Raw genomic sequence first — 21,223 nt, forward strand, 5'->3', positions numbered from 1 at the left:
AAGGGGCGAGACTTTAGCGAAATGTCTGCCAGGCGACAACAGGAATATGAAAGCAAGGCGCAAGGCGATCTTTCGGTTTATGCTGAGGTAAATACAAAAGGAGAGACGATGTACACCCTGAACTGGCAACCGCCCTACGACTGGTCGTGGATGTTTGGCTTTCTTGCCGCGCGTGCGGTCACGGGGGTTGAGACCGTTACGGAGGATTACTACGAGCGCAGTTTTGGCTATGCCGGGCACCAGGGCGTTTTCCGGGTTACGCCAGACAGCGCAACCCCTACGCTGGCGGTGTCGCTCAGCCCTGGCCTGATCCCGGTGGCGGATATCTGCCTCGACCGCATCTCCCGCCTGTTTGACCTCGATTGCGACCCGCTGCACATTGCGCAGACTCTCGGCGAGCTCGGCGCGGCGCGGCCGGGCTTACGTTTGCCCGGCGCGATGGATGCATACGAGCAGGGCGTGCGCGCCATTCTCGGGCAACTGGTGAGCGTGGCGATGGCGGCAAAACTGGCGTCACGGGTGGTGGCGCTGTGCGGTGAACCCATTGAGGATGCGCCGGGCTATCTCTGCTTTCCTCCGCCAGAGGTGCTGGCCGCGGCAGATCCGCTGGCGTTGAAAGCCCTCGGGATGCCGCTCAGGCGTGCGGAGTCGTTGATTCATCTGGCGCAGTCGGTGGTGGACGGTGAATTCCCGCTGTTCCCGCCTGCGAACGTTGAGGCCGGGATGAAGGCGCTACAACAGCGCCCCGGCATCGGGCGCTGGACCGCGAATTATCTGGCCCTGCGCGGCTGGCAGGCGAAGGATGTTTTCCTGCCGGATGACTATCTGATTAAACAGCGCTTTGCCGGTATGACGCCCGCGCAGATCCGTCGCTATGCCGAGCGCTGGCAGCCGTGGCGCTCGTATGCGCTGTTACATATCTGGTACACCGACGGCTGGTCGCCGTCAGTTGATGGCGAAATAGCTGGTATTCAGCAGTAGATCGAGCGGCTGCGCTTCCCCGATGGTGTCGCCGTAAATGAAGTCAACGCCGATGCCCGATAGCGTATCCATCATGATCGACTGATGGCATGGCCCGGCAATGGTTTTTATGCCCAGACGCTGGGCGTGGCCCTGAATGATTGTCACCATCATCTCATCCATCAGATTGCCGTGGACGTTAGTCACCACGTCTGCATCCAGCAGCAGATAATCAGCGGTATTGGCGCTGAGCTGGCTGAAGACGTTCATATCGCGTCCGACCCGGGTCAGCACCACGCGACAGCCAGCCTGACGAAGCTTTTGCAGACCCTGCTGCACGTTTTCATCTTTATTGCTCAGCACATCAGCGGCGATCGCCAGATGCAGCAGCCGCGCCGGCAGCGGACCTTTGGTAATGAGGTCGAGCAGCTCATCCACCAGCGTGACGCTGGCTAAACCCGCTTCTGAGAGCGGCAGCGCGACGCCCATTCCTTTGGCCGCCACCTGTGCGGCATAGGTACGGAAAAATTCGCTGAATATCCGTCGGTCCAGGGCGTGCAGCAGCTCCGGCTCCGCCAGCCCGGCGCGGAAGGCATGCTCTTCCAGCACTTCTCCCTGGCTGGTCCACAGCCGCAAGGAAATCAGCCAGAAGCTACTGCTCTCGGGAATGCGCGGCGAGGCGACGCTGCGGGCGATCATCAGCAGATGGTTATCTTTAATCATGTGCCACTGCTCATCCAGCGACATCATGCTGCGCGTGCTGTGGATCCGCTCCTGCTGGGGTTCGTAGACGGTGACCACGCCGCGCCCGCTGTTTTTCGAGGCGTAGCAGGCAATATCGGCCTGAGACATCACTTCCGCAGCCTGATAATTGGTGTCGTCAATCAGCGTAATCCCCGCGCTGGCGCCAATGCGGTGCAGGCGTCCTTCCCAGGAGAAATGATAGTTGTTGATGGCGTCGATCAACCGGCCCGCAATATAGCGTGCGCTTTCGACGTTGCAGTCCGGCAGCAGCAGGCCAAACTCGTCGCCGCCCAGACGCGCCAGCACGTCGCTGGAGCGCAGCATGGTCAGCATCAGCGAAGAGAGTTCGCGCAGGAGAGCGTCGCCCGCCGCGTGGCCTGCCGTATCGTTCACCGCCTTAAAACGGTCAAGATCGATAAAGACCAGCGCGTGACGCTGATGGGTCTCCTGTACCGTCTGCAACAGGCGCTTAAGATGGTTTTCAAAGCTGACGCGGTTCGCCAGGTGGGTAAGGGCGTCATGGGAAGCGCTGTAGCTCAGCTGGCGCAGCATTTTGCGCGACTCGGTGACGTCCTGAATCACCAGCACCGAGCCGATGGTGTGTCCTTCCAGAGTGCTGAGGGGGGTTATGCTGTAATGAATGTCGAAACTGCCGCCATTGCGGCAGTTAAGCACCACATCCTGTTCGATATCGGTACGGGACATATCGCCGCTGTGGATGTTTTCCATTAACGGACCGTTCTCGCCGAAGGTAATGTGCAGCACCTTCAGAACGGGCTGACCCAGCGCTTCGCTTTGCGACCAGCCGCTCATCTTCTCGGCGACCGGGTTCATAAAGGTGATGTTCATGTCGATGTCGGTACACAGCACCGCTTCGCCGATAGAGTCGAGGGTGATATGCAGGCGCTCTTTTTCCTGGAATAGCGCCTCGTTCAGCTGCTTCACCTCGGTCATATCCATGTTGATCCCTAACAGCCGCTCCACTTCGCCCTGTTTGTTCAGCACCCGGTTCGCCAGCGAACGAATGTGGCGAATGCCATCCTTGACGCGAATGCGAAATTCCAGCTTGAAAGGTACCCTGGCCTGGAGTGACTCACGCAGGACCTGTTCGGCGTGCGTACGATCTTCAGGCACCATGGCCGCATGCCAGAGCTGCCAGGTGGGTTTAATGTGCGAGGGGATCTCGTACAGCTCAAACATCCGTTTATCCCAGCTGATTACGTCCGGCTCGAGATCCCACTCCCAAATCCCGATTCCGCCGGCTTCGTTAGCGAGAGTGATACGCTCCATCAGACGCTTATTCACCCACTCGGTCTGTTTCAGATCGTTGATGTCTTCAATCTGGGCAATAAAGTAGAGCGGGGTGCCGTCGGCATGGCGCACAACGGAGACGGCCAGCAGCGCCCACACCACCTCGCCGCTGCGGGTGTAGTAGCGTTTTTCGAGGGTGTAGGTGTTGATCTCGCCGTGAATCAGCTGTTGCAACTGTTCCAGGTCGGTATTTAAATCTTCCGGCCAGGTTAACTGCTGGAACGTGAGCGACTGAAGCTCAGACTGGCTGTAACCGAGGAAATTGCACAGCGCCTTGTTGGCCTGAAGCCACTGGCCCTCAATGCCCACCAGCGCCATACCAATCGCGGAATACTCCATCGCATTGCGAAAACGTTCTTCGCTTTCCGTAATATGTTTACGCTCGGCCCGGAAGGCATACATCACCATCGTCATAATGTTGGCGGGGAGCAGCATCATCAGGAAGGGGAGCCACGGCGCGTTGAAGGTGACGATCATGGTGGAGGGCGTCATGGAGAGCGGATTTCGCGCCATCATCAGGGACACCATCATGATGGTGAATAAAAATATCAGGAACGCTTCCATACGCGGCAGACGGACCGCGCTCCACATCAGTAGAACGATAATGCAGGTGAATGGCCACGGCAGCCAGGTGATTGCCGTCCAGCTAAGAACCAGCGTGACGACCAGGGTCACCAGCGTTTCCAGCAGCAGTTTCGGGTTGCGGTGGCGCAGCAGGTAATGCGGCTTAAACAGCAGACCTAACGGCACCAGCGCCAGTGCGCCAATGGCTTCTGAAAGTACCCAGACAAGGAAATTACGCAGCGGCTCCGCGCTCGGCACCAGAAAATGAACCAGAACGCCCCCCACCAGCGGCGGCACCAGGGCACTGCCGAGGGCAAGCCGGACCCAGTCGTTGAGGTTTTGCAGCGGGTTATACCAGGGGAGCAGCTTACGCAGTAACAGCGCGCCAACCGTGGCCTCAATGATATTGATCGCCGTATAGGTGATGTTGATCGATGCCCATGAGAAGAGCATCCACGAGGCAAAAATATTGCCAAAGGAGCAGGCGAGCGCAATGCCGGGCCACATTTTTCCCGCATGGCGGTAAAACGCCACCATCATAATTGAAGTCGGGAACCATAGTGGCGCCAGCAGCGTACCGAAGCGAGTCAGCTCGAGGGAAAATAAGGTGAAGATGAACGTGACCAGACCCAGACAGACAAGCCGCAGTAAAGGATGTGGGGTAGTAACCAAAACCCGCTGGTATTGTTTATTCATTACCGCTCTATCCAGGGACGCCATGTTGTCAGGAGCCAGGTCCGGACGCGTGAAATTAATAATTTGGTTTATGCTAGTACAAACATTTTACAATTCATATGCTGAGTGGTCAGATTTTGACTTCATAGACTTATAAAATAGTTACTCTGCGAAGAAGGGTGATGAAATGGCGAAAAACCGCGCGTAAAAATTTTGCTAAAGGCGTGAAACAGCGCTTTTCAGCCCGCCTCGCATAACCTGCGCATTCGACTGGTATCACGCCCCCGAAATCCCTATAATTGCCGCGTTTGACGCTCCGGCGTCGTCCTTCCTTACATCCAGGTTAATCAGGTCGCTAAATTTATGACTGATAAGTCTCATCAGTGCGTCATCATAGGCATCGCCGGCGCATCGGCTTCAGGTAAAAGTCTTATTGCCAGTACGCTTTATCGCGAACTGCGTGAACAAGTGGGTGATGAGCATATCGGTGTGATTCCCGAAGATAGCTATTACAAAGATCAATCCCATCTTTCGATGGAAGAGCGCGTAAAAACCAACTACGACCACCCCAGTGCGATGGATCACAGCCTGCTGTTCCAGCATCTGGAAGCGCTCAAGCGCGGCGAGGCGATTGAGCTGCCCGTCTACAGCTACGTGGAACATACCCGCACCCAGGAAACGATCCGTATCGAGCCCAAGAAGGTGATTATCCTTGAAGGGATTTTGCTGCTCACCGACGCCCGTCTGCGCGAATCTATGAACTTCTCGATTTTCGTCGACACTCCGCTGGATATCTGCCTGATGCGGCGTATTAAACGCGACGTTAACGAACGCGGCCGCTCCATGGACTCCGTGATGGCGCAATATCAGAAAACCGTTCGCCCGATGTTCCTGCAATTTATTGAGCCTTCGAAACAATACGCCGATATTATCGTGCCTCGCGGCGGTAAAAACCGTATTGCCATTGATATCTTAAAAGCGAAAATCAGTCAGTTTTTTGAATAAGCCGTGTGAATTGTGTACCGTTCAGAGATAACCTGGTTTTGCCCTGACGCCGTAAGGCTTCAGGGCGCGATGCACGAAAGGAGAAAGTGCCATGCGTCTTTGTGACCGCGATATAGAAGCCTGGCTGGATGAAGGCCGCCTGTCTATCACCCCGCGTCCGCCGGTTGAGCGTATTAACGGCGTGACCGTCGATGTGCGTCTGGGGAATAAATTCCGCACCTTCAGCGGCCACACGGCACCGTTTATAGACCTCAGCGGGCCGAAAGACGAAGTCAGTGCGGCGCTGGATCGCGTCATGAGCGACGAAATCGTCATCGAAGAAGGAGAGGCGTTTTATCTCCATCCTGGCGAACTGGCGCTGGCGGTGACCTTTGAATCGGTCACGCTGCCTGCGGACCTGGTCGGCTGGCTTGACGGACGCTCTTCCCTGGCGCGTCTGGGCCTGATGGTGCACGTCACCGCGCACCGTATCGATCCGGGCTGGTCTGGCCGTATCGTGCTGGAGTTCTTTAACGCCGGTAAATTGCCGCTGGCGCTTCGTCCGGGAATGATGATTGGTGCGTTGAGCTTTGAACCGCTGACCGGCCCGGCAGACCGTCCTTATAACCGCCGTCAGGACGCAAAATATCGCGACCAGCAGGGTGCGGTTGCCAGTCGTATCGATAAAGACTGATCTGTGAGTTCACTGAGGAAGCCATGAGAAGAGTTCTGACAACGCTGATGATTTTGCTGGTGGTGCTGGTGGCTGGCCTTTCAGCGTTGGTGCTGCTGGTTAACCCGAATGACTTCCGGGCCTACATGGTGCGGCAGGTGGAAGCGCGCAGCGGGTATGAACTCAAGCTGGACGGGCCGCTGCGCTGGCACGTCTGGCCTCAGCTCAGCATTCTCTCCGGACGTATGTCCCTCACCGCGCCGGGTGCCGCGCAGCCGCTGGTCACGGCGGATAACATGCGTCTTGATGTCGCGCTCATCCCGCTCTTATCCCATCAGCTCCAGGTTGAACAGGTGATGCTGAAAGGGGCGGTGATTCAGCTTACGCCGCAAACCGAAGCCGTTCGTCAGGCGGATGCTCCGGTCGCACCGCGTGAAAACACCTTGCCTGACGTCCCGTCTGACACCGGCTGGTCGTTCGATATTGGTAATCTGAAAGTTGCTGACAGCGTGCTGGTTTTCCAGCATGAAGATGACGAACAGATCACCGTACGCAATATCAACCTCAGGATGGAGCAGGATGCCAACCATCACGCCACCATGGAGTTCTCCGGGCGGATCAACCGCAATCAGCGCGATCTCAACCTGTCGATGAACGCGAACGTGAACGCCTCTGACTATCCGCACCAGCTGACGGCGGACGTTCAGCAGCTCAACTGGCAGCTGACCGGCGCGGATTTACCCGCGAAGGGGATTGTCGGCCAGGGCACGATGCAGGCGGTGTGGCATGAAGAGCGCAAACAGCTCGAACTGAACGCGCTCAATCTCCAGGCCAACGACAGTGCCCTGAAGGGGCAGGCGAGCGTCACGCTTGATGAGAAACCTAAGTGGGTGCTGGATCTGCAATTCGACAAGCTGAACCTCGAGAACCTGCTTCCGCCCCAATCGGTGAACGCGACCGATGAGGGAGCCACGCAGGTGGGGCAAAGCCAGGTCACGCAGTCGCGTCCGGTGATCTCCTCAAATCTCGATCAGCCTGACTACAACGGCCTGCGCGGATTTACCGCCGACATTCTGCTGAAAGCGAACAGCGTGCGCTGGCGTGGGATTGATTTTACTGACGTCAGCAGCCAGATGTTCAACCACAACGGCCTGCTGGTCATCTCCGAGCTCAGCGGAAAAATGGGAGCAGGGAACCTCTCCCTGCCGGGCACGCTGGATGTACGCAAAGACGTTGCCAGCGCCGCGTTCCAGCCGCGTCTGGAAAACGTTGAGATTGGCACCATCCTGAAAGCCTTTAATTACCCGATTGCCCTCACGGGGCAGCTGTCGCTGGCAGGGGATTTCTCTGGTACGAAGATTGATGCGGACGCTTTCCGTCGTAGCTGGCAGGGGCAGGCGCACGTTGAGCTGAAAGATTCGCGCATGGAAGGGCTGAACTTCCAGCAGCTGGTGCAGCAGGCGGTAGAGCGCAGCAGCAGCGTGAAAGCGAATGAAAACTACGACAGCGCAACCCGTCTGGACAGCTTTACCAGCGAGCTTGCCCTCGACAACGGTCAGCTCTCGCTGGACGACATGCAGGGGACTTCGTCACTGCTGGCGCTGACCGGAACCGGCGCGCTGGATCTGGTGAAAGAGACGGCAGACACCCGCTTCAACGTCCGCGTGAAGGCTGGCTGGGAAGGCGAAGGCCAGCTTGTGGAGTTCCTGAAAGAGACGCCGATACCGCTGCGCGTGTACGGAAAATGGCAGGAGTTGAATTACAGTTTGCAGGTCGATCAGATCCTGCGGAAGCACCTTCAGGATGAAGCGAAACGTCGGCTGAATGACTGGGCGGACCGCAATAAAGAGTCTCAGTCAGGTAAGGACGTGAAAAAGCTGCTCGATAAGCTGTGATGCCTGTTGTGCCGGGTGGCGGCTTTGCCTTACCCGGCCTACAAAAGCCAGACACCGTAGGCCGGGTAAGCGAAGCGCCACCCGGCTTTTTTACACCTCAAAATCCATCTCATCTTCACCGCGCAGCGGTATCAGCTGCACCTTCTGCACGCGATGGCTCTCTACCTGCAAGGTTTTGATCATATAATCCCCCACCTGGACCTCTTCGCCCGGCTGCGGAATACGTTGCAGATATTCCATCAGCAAACCGGCGATGGTGTGGTATTCGCGCTTCTCATCCAGCGGAAGCGGAACGAACTGCACCAGATCTTCGAGCGGCATATGGCCGTTGGCGGTCCAGCTGCCGTCGGCGTTTTTCTGAATATCGTGACGCGCATCGATCTCATCCACCTCATTAGGCAGATTACCGGCGATGGTTTCCATCACGTCGCTGAGCGTTACCAGCCCTTCCACAGAACCAAACTCATCAACGACAAACGCGAAGTGGGTACGCGCGTTGCGGAACTGCTCCAGCGCGGAGAGCAGCGGCAGCGCTTCCGGGAAGACCAGCGGCTGGCGCACCAGCGCCCGCAGGTTGAGCGGCTCGCCGTGGAGCTGCTGTTGCAGGAGGTCAATCACGTGTACCACGCCCAGCAGCTCTTCTTCCTCTTCACCGCCGGTCACGACCACGCGGGTGTGCTGGTTTTTATCCAGCAGGGCGCGGATCTGCTCTTCCGGCGCCGTCAGGTCAATATGCTCAATGTCATGGCGGGAGGTCATGATACTGCTCACCGAGCGCTGGTTGAGGTTAAGCACGCGCTCTATCATCCGGCGTTCCTGCGGGTTGAAGATCTGCCCGTCGCTGTGGTCGGCAAGCATCGCCGCGGATTCAGCATCCAGCTCGGCATCCTCTTTTTTGCCGCTCAGCAGGCGCATCACCGTATCTGCGGTGCGCTGTCGTAATGTCTGGTTCGCGGAGAGAAAACGGCGACGGTTGAAAATGGCCAGCTGGTTGAGAAACTCAATCAGCACCGAGAAACCAATGGCGGCGTACAGATACCCTTTCGGGATATGGAAGCCAAAACCATCCGCGACCAGGCTAAAGCCAATCATCAGCAGGAAGCTCAGACAGAGGATGACGATAGTCGGGTGACTGTTCACGAAGCGCGTCAGGGCTTTACTGGCGAGCACCATCAGGGTGATGGCGATGATCACCGCGGCCATCATCACCGCCAGATGGTCAACCATCCCGACGGCCGTGATCACGGAGTCGAGAGAAAAGACGGCATCCAGCACCACTATCTGCGCGACCACTGGCCAGAATTTTGCACCGCGTCGCTGGGTGGGGTTTTCACTGTCTTTTCCTTCCAGCCGCTCATTAAGCTCAACCGTGGCTTTGAACAGCAGGAACAATCCGCCGAAAAGCATGATCAGGTCGCGGGCGCTAAAGCTCAGACCCTGCACGCTGAATAAGGGTTTGGTCAGCGTCACCAGCCAGGAGATTGAGGCCAGTAACAGCAGACGCATCACCATGGCGAGCAGAAGACCCGTCACGCGGGCGCGGTCGCGTTGTGAAGGGGGTAATTTATCGGCAAGGATGGCGATAAACACCAGGTTATCAATGCCGAGCACTAATTCGATGACGACCAGCGTCACCAGCCCGGCCCAGATTGATGGATCGGCAATCCATTCCATAGTAAATGCAATACCTTCTGTTATATGACTAATGTCACACTTCGATCATGGATAAAGCCGACGGAAATTGCAATGCCGGGGTGAGATTTCTCTTAATGCTACACTCAGGTAAACCCCATTTGCCGGGCGGTGTAAATAAGTTAATTGCGAAGATTTAATTACATAAGACGATATTTAGGATATATCGCAATAAATGGTCTGGCGATCTATTTTGTCAATATAAAGAAAATCCGAAAACCTTAAAACTTTGCTCTTAATATTAATCTTAAAAACGAATATTAGGACGGTTGTCTCCTTGCCTGCTATTAGGTTAGCTGCAACAATTCTTCCAGCATCAAATGTTAAATCTCCTTGTTGCTATTTTTGTTTCGGTCTTTGGTGAAGGTTATACATTATCAATCGCCCCTGTGAGGCGTTTGATATATTTCGCAAAAGGCCTTATCCAAGAGGGTGTCTAACCATAACGCATTGTTTAGTCAGTGGATTGGTAACTGAAAGCCAAGGGCGGTAGCGTGCCTGAAAGCGTGTGAATCAGCCTCAATTATTCTGTCAATAGCCAATGGATGAATAAGCTTTTTTTAGGACTGATGCCAGTTATATTGCTAAATGATTAACTGCATTCTGATTGTCACCACGACCCGCGCTTATTTTAATTGCACAGGATAATTACTCTGCCAAAGTGATAAATAATCAATGATGAAATCCAAAATGAAATTGATGCCATTATTGGTGTCTGTGACCTTGATGAGTGGTTGCACGGTCTTTCCCGGCAGCAATATGTCGACAATGGGCAAGGATGTGATTAAACAGCAGGATGCTGATTTTGATCTCGACAAAATGGTGAATGTGTATCCATTAACCCCACGTCTGGTGGAACAATTACGCCCACGTCCAAATGTTGCTCAGCCAAATATGTCTCTGGACCAGGAAATTGCCTCTTACCAGTATCGCGTGGGTCCGGGTGACGTCATTAATGTGACCGTCTGGGATCACCCTGAACTGACCACGCCTGCGGGCCAGTACCGCAGCTCAAGTGACACCGGTAACTGGGTACAGTCCGATGGCACCATGTTCTATCCCTACATTGGCAAAGTGCACGTCGCGGGCAAAACGCTTGCTGAGATCCGTAGTGATATTACCGGCCGCCTGGCGCAGTACATTGCTGACCCGCAGGTGGACGTTAATATCGCCGCGTTCCGATCCCAGAAAGCCTATATCTCTGGCCAGGTCAATAAATCCGGCCAGCAGGCGATCACTAACGTCCCGCTCACCGTTCTCGATGCGATCAATGCCGCAGGCGGCTTAACCGACGGCGCTGACTGGCGCAACGTGGTGCTGACCCACAACGGCAAAGAGCAGCGCATTTCGCTTCAGGCGCTGATGCAAAACGGTGACCTGACCCAGAACCGCCTCCTTTATCCGGGCGATATTCTGTACGTGCCGCGCAACGACGATCTGAAAGTGTTCGTGATGGGTGAAGTGAAGAAACAGAGCACCCTCAAGATGGACTTCAGCGGTATGACCCTGACCGAAGCGCTGGGCAATGCGGAAGGCATCGATCTGACCGCCTCCAACGCCAGCGGTATCTTCGTGATCCGTCCTATCAAAGGCGAGAACGCGAAGGGCAAGATTGCCAACATCTACCAGCTGGATATGTCCGACGCGACGTCGCTGGTCATGGCAACGTCGTTCCGTCTCCAGCCGTACGATGTGGTCTATGTCACCACCGCGCCGGTTGCCCGCTGGAACCGTCTGATCAACCAGTTGCTGCCTACCATCAGTGGCGTTCGCTACATGACGGATACGGCGAGCGACGTTCATAACTGGTAAGCCGCGATGTTTAACAAAATTCTGGTGGTGTGCGTGGGGAACATTTGCCGTTCCCCCACGGCTGAAAGGCTGTTGAAAAATTATCAGCCTGCGTTAACGGTCGACTCCGCAGGGCTGGGCGCGCTGGTCGGAAAAGGTGCCGACGAACGTGCCGCAAGCGTTGCCCTTGAGCATAACCTCTCACTCGACGGGCACGTTGCCCGTCAGGTCTCTGGCCGGATGTGCCGGGAATATGACCTGATCCTCGCGATGGAAAAACGCCACATTCACGCGCTGTGCGATATCGCACCGGAGATGCGCGGCAAGGTGATGCTGTTTGGTCACTGGGATGGTGAGCGCGAAATTCCCGATCCGTATCGCAAGAGCCGCGAGGCCTTTGAGGCGGTATACACCTTACTAGACCAGTCTGCCCGTCAGTGGGCGCAGGCACTGAAAGCTCAGCAGGGATAACAATGACAGAAAAAACAAGACCTTCTGCCGCCCCGACGTCGGGCAGTGATGAAATCGATATCGGTCGCCTGGTCGGGACCGTTATTGAAGCGAAATGGTGGGTGCTGGGTATTACCGCCATCTTTGCCGTGGCGGCGATCGTTTATACGCTGTTCGCGACGCCTATTTACAGCGCCGACGCGCTGGTGCAGATCGAACAAAATACCGGAAACTCGCTGGTTCAGGATATCGGCTCGGCGCTGGCCAACAAGCCGCCGGCATCGGAAGCCGAAATTCAGCTGATCCAGTCGCGCCTGGTACTGGGCAAAACGGTTCACGATCTGGGGCTGGATATCGCGGTCACCAAAAACACCTTCCCGGTATTTGGCGCAGGCTGGGATCGCCTGATGGGGCGCAGTAACGATACGGTAAAAGTGACCGACTTCGTGATCCCAAAAGGGGCAGGGGACCAAACCTTTACCCTGACAGTGCTGGGACCAAAACAGTATCAACTGACCAGCGACGCGGGCTTCAGCGCACGCGGCGAGGTGGGGCAGATGCTGACCAAAGAGGGCGTCAGCATCAAGGTCAGCGCAATTCAGGCGCATGAGGGCGGGGAGTTTACGGTCACCAAATTCTCGACGCTCGGGATGATCAACAACCTGCAAAACAACCTGACCGTCACCGAAAACGGCAAGGACACCGGCGTCCTGAGCATGACCTTCACCGGTGAAGACAAGGATCAAATTCGCGACATCCTCAATAGCATCACCCGCAACTATCTGGAGCAGAACGTTGAGCGTAAGTCAGCGGAAGCTGCAAAAAGCCTGGCGTTTCTCAGTAAACAGCTGCCGGAGGTGCGTGCCCGTCTGGATGACGCTGAGAACAAGCTGAACGCGTACCGTCAGGACAAGGATTCCGTCGATCTGCCGCTGGAGGCGAAATCGGTTCTCGACTCCATGGTGAATATTGATGCGCAGCTGAACGAGCTGACCTTCAAAGAGGCGGAGATTTCCAAGCTCTATACCAAACGTCACCCGGCGTACCGCACGCTGCTGGAGAAACGTCGTACCCTGGAAGAAGAGAAGGCGAAGCTGAATGACCGCGTGACCGCGATGCCGAAGACGCAGCAGGAAATTGTACGCCTGACGCGTGATGTGGAATCCGGCCAGCAGGTTTACATGCAGCTGCTGAACAAACAGCAGGAGCTGAAAATCACCGAAGCCAGCACCGTCGGCGACGTGCGTATCGTTGACCCGGCGATTACTCAGCCTGGCGTGCTGAAGCCGAAGAAAGCGCTGATTATCCTCGGCAGCATTATTCTCGGCCTGATGCTTTCCATTGTCGGCGTGCTGCTGCGCTCGCTGTTCAACCGCGGTATCGAAAGCCCGCAGGTGCTGGAAGAGAACGGGATCAGCGTGTACGCCAGCATCCCGCTTTCAGAGTGGCAGAAGTCCCGTGACAGCGTCAAAACCGTTAAGGGCGTCAAGCGTTACAAACAGAGCCAGCTGCTGGCCGTGGGTAACCCGACTGACCTGGCGATTGAAGCGGTGCGCAGCCTGCGTACCAGCCTCCACTTCGCCATGATGCAGGCCAAAAACAACGTCCTGATGATGACCGGTGTCAGCCCGTCAATCGGTAAAACCTTCGTCTGCGCCAACCTGGCGGCGGTGGTGAGCCAGACCAACAAGCGCGTGCTGTTGATCGACTGCGATATGCGTAAGGGCTACACCCATGAGCTGCTGGGGACCAACAACGTTAACGGTCTGTCGGAAATCCTGCTCGGTAAAGGGGAAATCAGCGAGAGCGCCAAGCCGACGTCGATTCCGAAATTTGACCTGATCCCGCGTGGCCAGGTGCCGCCGAACCCGTCTGAACTGCTGATGAGCGAGCGCTTCACGCAGCTGATTGAGTGGGCGAGCAAAAACTATGACCTGGTGCTGATCGATACCCCACCAATTCTGGCGGTCACCGACGCTGCCGTGGTAGGGCGTCATGCGGGCACTACGCTGATGGTCGCACGCTATGCGGTGAACACCCTGAAGGAAGTGGAAACCAGCCTGAGCCGCTTTGAGCAGAACGGTATTGAGGTGAAGGGGGTCATTCTGAACTCCATCTTCCGCCGCGCGACCGGGTATCAGGATTACGGCTACTACGAGTACGAATATAAGTCTGACAGTAAATAATAATCCCCCTCATCCTAACCCTCTCCCCAGGGGGGAGAGAGGACTGCATGGTGCAGCTTTTCTCCCTCTCCCTCCGGGAGAGGGTCGGGGTGAGGGATAAGGGGAAGACCATGACCACACAACGCCCTTTGATTTCTATCTATATGCCGACATGGAATCGTCAGCAGCTGGCGATCCGCGCGATTAAATCGGTCCTGCGTCAGGATTACGATAACTGGGAACTGATTATCGTGGATGACTGTTCCTCCTCTTACGAACAGCTGCAAAAATTTGTCGAAGACCTGAACGACCCGCGCGTGGTGTACACCCACAACGCTATCAACTCCGGGGCGTGCGCGGTGCGCAACCAGGCGATTATGCAGGCGAAAGGGCAGTATCTGACCGGTATCGACGACGATGACGAATGGACGCCAAACCGTCTGTCGATCTTCCTGTCGCACAAAGCGCAGCTGGTGACCCACGCGTTCCTGTATGCCAACGACTATGTCTGCCAGGGCGAGGTCTATTCGCAGCCGGCCAGCCTGCCGCTGTATCCGAAATCACCGTATTCCCGCCGCCTGTTCTACAAGCGCAACATTATCGGCAATCAGGTGTTTACCTGGGCATGGCGCTTTAAGGAGTGCCTGTTCGATACCGAGCTGAAGGCCGCGCAGGATTACGACATCTTCCTGCGGATGGTGGTGGAGTACGGCGAGCCGTGGAAGGTGGAAGAGGCCACGCAGATCCTGCACATCAATCACGGGGAGATGCAAATCACCTCGTCGCCGAAGAAATTCTCGGGCTACTTCCATTTTTACCGCAAGCACAAGGACAAGTTTGACCGTGCCAGCCGGAAGTATCAGCTCTTCACCCTGTATCAGATCCGTAATAAGCGCATGAACTGGCGCACGCTGCTGACGCTGCTGTCGGTACGTAACGGCAAGCGTCTGGCTGACGGGCTTCGGGGGAAATAATGTTTCTGGAAGATTGCCGCGCTAACAGCTGGAGCCTGCGCCCGTGCTGCATGGTTCTGGCCTACCGTATTGCGCACTTTTGCTCGGTGTGGCGCAAAAAAAATGTGCTGAACAATATCTGGGCCGCGCCGGTGCTGGTGCTGTACCGCATCATCACCGAATGCTTTTTTGGCTATGAAATTCAGGCCGCTGCCACCATTGGCCGCCGCTTTACCATTCATCACGGCTATGCGGTGGTCATCAACAAGTTCGTCGTCGCGGGTGATGATTTCACCATTCGCCACGGGGTGACAATCGGCAACCGCGGGCCAGACAGCCTGGCCTGCCCGGTGATTGGCAATAACGTCGAGCTGGGCGCCAACGTGGTGATGATCGGGGACATTACCGTGGGCAATAACGTGACAATTGGCGCAGGCAGCGTGGTGCTGGACAGCATTCCGGACAACGCGCTGGTGGTGGGCGAGAAAGCCCGCGTGAAGGTGATTAAATGAACATTCTGCAATTTAACGTACGCCTCGCAGAGGGCGGGGCGGCAGGCGTAGCGCTGGATCTGCACCAGCGCGCGCTGCAAAAAGGACTCCAGTCGCGCTTTGTTTACGGTTACGGTAAAGGCGGCAAGAAAAGCGTCAGCCATGATAACTATCCGCAGGTGCTGAAGCAGACGCCACGTCTGACCTCCATCGCCAATATTGCGCTGTTCCGCCTGTTTAACCGCGACCTGTTCGGCAACCTGAATAATCTCTACCGCACCGTCACCCGCACTCGCGGCCCGGTTGTGCTGCACTTCCACGTGCTGCACAGCTACTGGCTGAATCTGGAGGAGGTGGTGGCGTTTTGTGGCAAGGTGAAGGCGCACAAGCCGGATACCCGATTTGTCTGGACGCTGCACGACCACTGGAGCGTGACCGGACGTTGCGCCTTTACCGACGGCTGCGAAGGCTGGAAAGATAACTGCCAGAAATGCCCTACGCTCAGCAACTACCCGCCGGTGAAGGTCGATCGCGCGCATCAGCTGGTTGAGGGTAAGCGTCAGCTGTTCCGCGATATGCTCTCGCTCGGCTGCACCTTTATCTCCCCAAGCCAGCACGTGGCGGACGCTTTTAATAGCCTGTACGGAGCAGGGCGCTGCCAGATCATCAACAACGGTATTGATGTGGCAACGGAAGCGATCCTGGCCGAACTGATGCCCGTAGCCGTTACCCCCGGTAAGCCGAAAATTGCGGTCGTCGCCCATGACCTGCGCTACGACGGCAAAACCAACCAGCAGCTGGTGCGCGACATGATGGCGCTCGGCGACAAAATTGAGCTGCATACCTTTGGCAAATTCTCGCCGTTTGATGGCGCTAACGTGGTGAACCACGGGTTTGAAACCGACAAGCGCAAACTGATGAGCGCGCTGAACGGTATGGACGCGCTGGTGTTCAGCTCCCGCGTGGACAACTACCCGCTGATCCTGTGCGAAGCGCTCTCCATCGGCGTACCGGTGATTGCCACCCACAGCGACGCCGCGCGGGAAGTGCTGGAGAAATCCGGCGGTAAAACCTTCAGTGAAAATGAGGTGCTGCCGCTGGTGCAGTTGTCGAAGGCCGATATCGCGCAGGCTGTTTTTGGCACGGACCTGGAATCGTTCCGCAACCGTAGCCGCAAAGCGTACAGTGGACAACAGATGCTGGAGGAGTATGTCTCGTTCTATCAGAATCTGTAGTTATCTGCTGCTGCCGCTGATCTACCTGCTGGTCAACGTTAAGATTGCCCAGCTCGGTGAAAGCTTCCCGATCACTATCGTCACCTTCCTGCCGGTTCTGCTGTTGCTTTACGTTGACAAGCTTAACCTCAAAAAGCTGATGATTTCACTGGGCATCGGGTTTGGTCTGACGGCGTTTAACTACATCTTTGGTCAGTCGCTGGACGCCAGCAAATATGTCACCTCCACCATGCTGTTTGTTTATATCGTTATCATTATTGGCATGGTGTGGAGTATTCGCTTTAAAACTATTTCTCCGCACAATTATAGGAAAATCCTCAGGTTCTTTTATATTGTCGTCGGGCTGATTGTTGTGCTTGCGGCAATGGAGATGGCGCAAATTATTCTCACAGGCGGCAGTAGCCTGATGGAAATAATTTCGAAATATCTTATATACAGTAACAGCTATGTACTGAACTTCATTAAGTTTGGTGGCAAGCGTACAACCGCGCTCTATTTTGAACCGGCGTTTTTTGCTCTGGCATTAATCTCAATTTGGCTCAGCATCAAACAGTTCGGTATCAAAACCCCCAAGACCGATGCTATGATTCTTGCAGGAATCGTTCTGTCAGGGTCGTTCTCCGGGGTAATGACGTTTATTCTGTTTTACCTGCTGGAGTGGGCGTTCCAGTACCTGAACAAAGAGGCGATTAAGAAAAAACTGCCGCTGGCGATAATCTCTCTGACGGTATTTCTAGTGGGCGTAATATTTGCGTTTCCGTACATTTCTGAACGTCTGGGTGATTTGGGAACGGAAGGTTCGTCGTCCTATTATCGCATCATTGGTCCACTGGTGATGGTGGGTTATTCCTTAACCCATATTGATGGCGTAGTAAGATTCGGCTCACTTTACGAATATGTTGCATCATTCGGAATCTTTAACGGTGCGGATGTCGGTAAAACCATAGACAATGGTCTGTATCTGTTAATTATCTATTTTTCCTGGTTCGCCGTACTGTTGACACTGTGGTATCTGTTTAAAGTTTTCAAAATGATGATTAACGCGTTTGGTGATAACCAGAACTTTCGCGTGCAACTTTATCTGTTCACACCGGTGTCGTTGTTTTTTACCGGGTCAATATTTAGCCCGGAATATGCATTCTTAATTGTATGTCCGTTTATTTTGCGCAAAGCACTGAATATTACGAGCGTATGACGAAATGAGGTGATTTATGTTTCTTAGCGTCATTACTGTCGCCTTTCGTAACTACGAAGGGGTGGTAAAAACCTGGCGCTCGCTGCGCAACCTGGCGCGCGATCCGAGCCTCACCTTTGAGTGGATCGTGGTCGATGGCGGCTCGAACGACGGCACGGCGGAGTTCCTGGAAAAACTCAACGGTGAGTTCAACTTACGTTACATCAGCGAGAAAGATAAAGGTATTTACGATGCCATGAATAAAGGCATCAACATGGCGCAGGGGCGTTACGCGATCTTCCTCAATTCCGGCGATGTGTTCCATGAAGATGTGGCGCTGTTTGCCCGTCAACTGGCACGCCAGAAAGAAGATGCCATGTTTATTGGTGATGCGCTGCTTGATTTCGGCGAGGGGAAAAAAGTGCTGCGCGGCGCGAAACCAGGCTGGTATATCTACCACAGCCTGCCGGCCAGCCATCAGGCTATTTTCTTCCCAATGAGCGGCCTGAAAAAACAGCCTTACGATTTGCGCTATAAAGTGTCATCAGATTATGCCCTGGCCGCCAGCCTGTACAAATCTGGCTACCCGTTCCGTCGAATTAAAGGACTGGTATCTGAATTTTCAATGGGTGGCGTGTCAACCTCGAATAATCTGGAACTGTGCCAGGATGCCAAAAACGTGCAGCGTAAAATATTACGCGTGCCGGGGTTCTGGGCGGAATTATCTTATTTCTTACGTCTGAAAACGACGGGTAAAGCGAAAGCCTTATATAACAAAGCCTGAGATATAAGGAAACGTAATGCAGGAATTAAATGGATTCTCCGTGCCGAAAGGTTTTCGGGGCGGGAGCGGTATTAAAGTTCAACTGTGGTGGGCTGTACAGGCAACGTTATTTGCCTGGTCGCCGCAAATACTGTACCGCTGGCGCGCATTTTTACTGCGTCTGTTTGGCGCAAAAATAGGAAAAAACGTAGTCATTCGACCTTCGGTGAAAATTACTTATCCCTGGAAATTAACGCTTGGGGATTACGCCTGGGTTGGGGATGACGCGGTGTTATATACCCTTGGCGAGATTACGATTGGCGCAAATTCGGTGGTTTCACAGAAGTGTTATTTGTGCACCGGCAGCCACGATTTTATGAGCCCGCATTTTGATATTACCGCTTCGCCAATTGTGATTGGTGAAAAATGCTGGCTGGCAACAGATGTCTTTGTTGCACCCGGTGTTTCTGTTGGCGATGGCACGGTAGTCGGTGCCCGCAGCAGCGTTTTTAAATCGCTACCGGCAAATAAAATTTGCCGTGGCAACCCCGCAGTGGTGATACGCGAACGCGTTGAAACTGAAAAACTTTGATAAGTACAGAGGAATATAAACATGTCTAAAGTCGCTCTCATCACCGGCGTTACCGGACAAGATGGTTCTTACCTGGCAGAATTGCTGCTGGAAAAAGGGTATGAAGTTCACGGTATTAAGCGTCGTGCCTCTTCATTCAACACCGAGCGTGTCGATCACATTTACCAGGATCCGCATGCGGCAAACCCGAAATTCCATCTGCACTACGGCGACCTGACCGATACCTCCAACCTGACCCGCATCCTGCAAGAAGTACAGCCGGACGAAGTGTACAACCTGGGGGCAATGAGCCACGTTGCGGTTTCCTTCGAGTCCCCGGAGTACACCGCTGACGTGGATGCGATGGGTACGCTGCGTCTGCTGGAAGCGATTCGCTTCCTTGGTCTTGAGAAGAAAACCCGCTTCTACCAGGCATCTACCTCTGAGCTGTACGGTCTGGTGCAGGAAATTCCGCAGAAAGAGACCACGCCGTTCTACCCGCGTTCTCCGTACGCTGTGGCGAAACTGTACGCTTACTGGATCACCGTGAACTACCGTGAATCCTACGGCATGTACGCCTGTAACGGCATTCTGTTCAACCACGAATCTCCGCGTCGCGGCGAAACCTTCGTGACCCGAAAAATCACCCGCGCGATCGCCAACATCGCTCAGGGCCTGGAGTCTTGCCTGCACCTCGGCAACATGGATTCCCTGCGTGACTGGGGCCATGCGAAAGACTACGTGAAAATGCAGTGGATGATGTTGCAGCAGGAACAGCCAGAAGACTTCGTGATCGCGACCGGCGTGCAGTACTCCGTACGTCAGTTCGTTGAGATGGCTGCGGCACAGCTGGGCATCAAGCTGCGCTTCGAAGGCACCGGCGTGGAAGAGAAGGGTATCGTTGTTTCCGTGACCGGCCACGACGCACCGGGCGTGAAGCCTGGCGACGTGATTGTCCAGGTTGATCCGCGTTACTTCCGTCCTGCTGAAGTGGAAACCCTGCTGGGCGACCCAACCAAAGCGCACGAGAAACTGGGCTGGAAACCCGAAACCACCCTGCAAGAAATGGTATCCGAGATGGTGGCCAAAGATCTTGAAGCAGCGAAAAAACACTCCCTGCTCAAGTCTCATGGCTACGAGGTTGCCATCGCGCTGGAGTCCTGAGAATGACAAAACAACGTATTTTTGTCGCCGGTCATCGCGGAATGGTGGGTTCCGCGATTGTTCGCCAGCTGGAACAGCGCGGCGACGTTGAAGTGATTGTTCGCACCCGCGACGAGCTGAACCTGCTTGACAGCAAAGCGGTGCAGGACTTCTTCGCCAGCGAACGTATCGACCAGGTGTACCTGGCGGCGGCGAAGGTGGGCGGCATTGTCGCTAACAACACCTATCCGGCGGATTTCATCTACGAGAACATGATGATTGAGAGCAACATCATTCACGCGGCGCATCTGCACAACGTGAATAAGCTGCTGTTCCTCGGCTCATCCTGTATCTACCCGAAAATGGCGAAGCAGCCGATCGCCGAGAGCGAACTGTTGCAGGGCACGCTTGAAGCCACCAACGAGCCGTATGCGATTGCCAAAATTGCCGGGATCAAGCTGTGTGAATCCTACAACCGTCAGTATAACCGCGACTATCGCTCGGTGATGCCGACCAACCTGTACGGACCGCACGACAACTTCCACCCGAGCAATTCGCACGTGATCCCGGCGCTGCTGCGTCGTTTCCACGAGGCGACTGCCGAAAACGCCCCGGACGTGGTGGTGTGGGGCAGCGGTACGCCAATGCGTGAGTTCCTGCACGTGGACGACATGGCGGCGGCCAGCATTCACGTCATGGAGCTGGATCGCGAGGTGTGGCAGGAAAACACCGAGCCGATGCTGTCGCACATTAACGTCGGGACCGGCGTGGACTGCACCATTCGCGAGCTGGCGCAGACCATCGCGCAGGTGGTGGGCTACAAAGGACGCGTGGTGTTTGACGCCACCAAACCGGACGGCACGCCGCGCAAGCTGCTGGACGTGACCCGTCTGCATCAGCTGGGCTGGTATCACGAGGTCTCACTGGAGCAGGGGCTGGCCAGCACCTACCAGTGGTTCCTGGAAAACCAGCACCGCTTCCGGGGGTAA

The 21,223-nt window shown here is 55.3% G+C and carries 17 protein-coding genes; 15 read left to right on the plus strand and 2 right to left on the minus strand.

The features are described 5' to 3' along the window. The first annotated feature begins 108 nt into the window (after positions 1-108). Positions 109-981, plus strand: coding sequence for a DNA-3-methyladenine glycosylase 2 (gene alkA, locus SK58_RS10075; RefSeq protein ID WP_017693082.1), 873 nt, complete (start codon positions 109-111; stop codon positions 979-981). Here alkA and SK58_RS10080 read toward each other — a convergent pair. Then, positions 946-4,275 (minus strand): diguanylate cyclase, encoded by a 3,330-nt coding sequence (locus tag SK58_RS10080; protein ID WP_048219784.1) that lies wholly within the window; start codon positions 4,273-4,275, stop codon positions 946-948. The genes alkA and SK58_RS10080 overlap by 36 nt on opposite strands. 342 nt (positions 4,276-4,617) lie before the next feature. Here SK58_RS10080 and udk point away from each other — a divergent pair, with 342 nt between their 5' ends. From udk to asmA, 3 genes are all read left to right on the plus strand, one after another. Then, the gene (gene udk / locus SK58_RS10085) at positions 4,618-5,259 is read left to right on the plus strand and encodes a uridine kinase (RefSeq protein ID WP_000130320.1); all 642 of its coding nucleotides are present in this window, start codon (positions 4,618-4,620) and stop codon (positions 5,257-5,259) included. 91 nt (positions 5,260-5,350) lie between these two features. Then, the gene (gene dcd / locus SK58_RS10090; protein ID WP_006811250.1) at positions 5,351-5,932 is read left to right on the plus strand and encodes a dCTP deaminase; all 582 of its coding nucleotides are present in this window, start codon (positions 5,351-5,353) and stop codon (positions 5,930-5,932) included. A 23-nt stretch (positions 5,933-5,955) separates the two neighbouring features. Further along, positions 5,956-7,806: an outer membrane assembly protein AsmA gene (gene asmA, locus SK58_RS10095; RefSeq protein WP_045349359.1), complete on the plus strand. Its 1,851-nt coding sequence runs from the start codon at positions 5,956-5,958 to the stop codon at positions 7,804-7,806. A gap of 90 nt (positions 7,807-7,896) precedes the next feature. On the opposite strand, the gene SK58_RS10100 is transcribed toward asmA, so the two are convergent. Continuing rightward, entirely contained in the window at positions 7,897-9,480 is a 1,584-nt protein-coding gene (locus SK58_RS10100; RefSeq protein WP_015572372.1) for a TerC family protein, read from the minus strand. 693 nt (positions 9,481-10,173) lie between these two features. Between SK58_RS10100 and SK58_RS10105 the strand changes: the two genes are divergently transcribed. From SK58_RS10105 to SK58_RS10155, 11 genes are all read left to right on the plus strand, one after another. Beyond that, entirely contained in the window at positions 10,174-11,310 is a 1,137-nt protein-coding gene (locus SK58_RS10105; protein ID WP_003862079.1) for a polysaccharide export protein, read from the plus strand. Between the two features lie 6 nt (positions 11,311-11,316). Further along, complete coding sequence (gene wzb, locus SK58_RS10110) at positions 11,317-11,760, plus strand: low molecular weight protein-tyrosine-phosphatase Wzb (protein ID WP_003862078.1); 444 nt, start codon at positions 11,317-11,319, stop codon at positions 11,758-11,760. A 2-nt stretch (positions 11,761-11,762) separates the two neighbouring features. Then, complete coding sequence (gene wzc / locus SK58_RS10115; RefSeq protein ID WP_015572374.1) at positions 11,763-13,925, plus strand: tyrosine-protein kinase Wzc; 2,163 nt, start codon at positions 11,763-11,765, stop codon at positions 13,923-13,925. Between the two features lie 110 nt (positions 13,926-14,035). Next, positions 14,036-14,878, plus strand: coding sequence for a colanic acid biosynthesis glycosyltransferase WcaA (gene wcaA / locus SK58_RS10120; protein WP_017383272.1), 843 nt, complete (start codon positions 14,036-14,038; stop codon positions 14,876-14,878). Continuing rightward, the gene (wcaB, locus tag SK58_RS10125; RefSeq protein WP_003863505.1) at positions 14,878-15,369 is read left to right on the plus strand and encodes a colanic acid biosynthesis acetyltransferase WcaB; all 492 of its coding nucleotides are present in this window, start codon (positions 14,878-14,880) and stop codon (positions 15,367-15,369) included. Before wcaA ends, wcaB begins: the two co-directional genes overlap by 1 nt. Then, positions 15,366-16,583 carry a colanic acid biosynthesis glycosyltransferase WcaC gene (gene wcaC, locus SK58_RS10130; protein ID WP_032669515.1) on the plus strand — a complete coding sequence of 406 codons (1,218 nt, stop codon included), beginning with the start codon at positions 15,366-15,368 and terminating at the stop codon, positions 16,581-16,583. The genes wcaB and wcaC overlap by 4 nt, the downstream gene beginning before the upstream one ends. Beyond that, positions 16,558-17,778 (plus strand): colanic acid polymerase WcaD, encoded by a 1,221-nt coding sequence (wcaD, locus tag SK58_RS10135; protein ID WP_015572375.1) that lies wholly within the window; start codon positions 16,558-16,560, stop codon positions 17,776-17,778. The genes wcaC and wcaD overlap by 26 nt, the downstream gene beginning before the upstream one ends. A gap of 16 nt (positions 17,779-17,794) precedes the next feature. After that, positions 17,795-18,541 carry a colanic acid biosynthesis glycosyltransferase WcaE gene (gene wcaE / locus SK58_RS10140; protein ID WP_003863510.1) on the plus strand — a complete coding sequence of 249 codons (747 nt, stop codon included), beginning with the start codon at positions 17,795-17,797 and terminating at the stop codon, positions 18,539-18,541. 16 nt (positions 18,542-18,557) lie between these two features. Beyond that, positions 18,558-19,112 (plus strand): colanic acid biosynthesis acetyltransferase WcaF, encoded by a 555-nt coding sequence (gene wcaF, locus SK58_RS10145; RefSeq protein ID WP_032671738.1) that lies wholly within the window; start codon positions 18,558-18,560, stop codon positions 19,110-19,112. A gap of 21 nt (positions 19,113-19,133) precedes the next feature. Then, a complete protein-coding gene (gene gmd / locus SK58_RS10150; protein WP_003863514.1) occupies positions 19,134-20,255 on the plus strand; it encodes a GDP-mannose 4,6-dehydratase in 1,122 nt (373 codons plus the stop codon). Positions 20,256-20,257: 2 nt separating this feature from the next. Next, positions 20,258-21,223, plus strand: coding sequence for a GDP-L-fucose synthase (locus SK58_RS10155; RefSeq protein ID WP_015572377.1), 966 nt, complete (start codon positions 20,258-20,260; stop codon positions 21,221-21,223).

Origin of the sequence: Enterobacter sp. BIDMC93 (assembly GCF_001037805.1) — a bacterium.
Classification (GTDB): Bacteria; Pseudomonadota; Gammaproteobacteria; order Enterobacterales; family Enterobacteriaceae; genus Enterobacter; species Enterobacter hormaechei_C.